Annotated in this window: 1 protein-coding gene; it reads right to left on the bottom strand. The window is 57.8% G+C overall.

Features of this window, described 5'->3' with window-relative positions; translation table 11 throughout:
- The coding region (locus tag AC19YR_RS24815) for an immunoglobulin-like domain-containing protein (protein WP_500600447.1) at positions 1–587 on the bottom strand (587 nt) is incomplete at both ends.

The raw sequence follows: 587 nt of genomic DNA, 5'->3' as shown, positions 1-587 counted from the left end.
GCGCCGTTTTTCAGGGTCACGGTGAGGTCATGGTCGAGTTTTTGGCTGACCGAAACGGTGAATTTCTGTGCTTGGTTCTCGAAGACTGGGCCGTCGCCAGTGATCGAAACAGTCACCTTGTCGCCTTCGCCGGTCGGCTGATCGGTAACGGTGGTGGTGTGTTCTTTCGGATCGAGGGTCAGTTTCTCGAAGTCATCGGCGCCATCAACACCGACGAGTTTGTTGACCAGCGAAGGTTGGCCGCCGGTGAACACGTCGTTGGTGGTTTGAACCACGGCAGTACCGGTGGTTTCGCCTGCTTTGACGGAGATTTTGGTGCCGTCGCTCAGGGTGAAGGTCAGTGGACCATGGCTCTCCATCGGCAGGCCGGCTTTGTTGGTCAGCGTGACGGTGTAGGTGACGTCGCCGCCTTCGGTGACGGTGGTTTTATCCACAGTCAGGGTGGCGACCACTTCGGTTTCGGTGTCATTCACAACAACCGAAGCATCACCGCCGATCACCAGGTTCTCGAAGGATTTGCCGTCAACGGTGGCGGTGTCGATGCCCATTGGGACGGTTTCGCCGTCTTTGTAGACGTCGTCGCCTTG

The sequence above is a fragment of the Pseudomonas sp. MF08817 genome (assembly GCF_059862705.1).
Note: the sequence above shows the minus strand (reverse complement) of the source record. Positions and strands in the feature narration are given on the sequence as shown.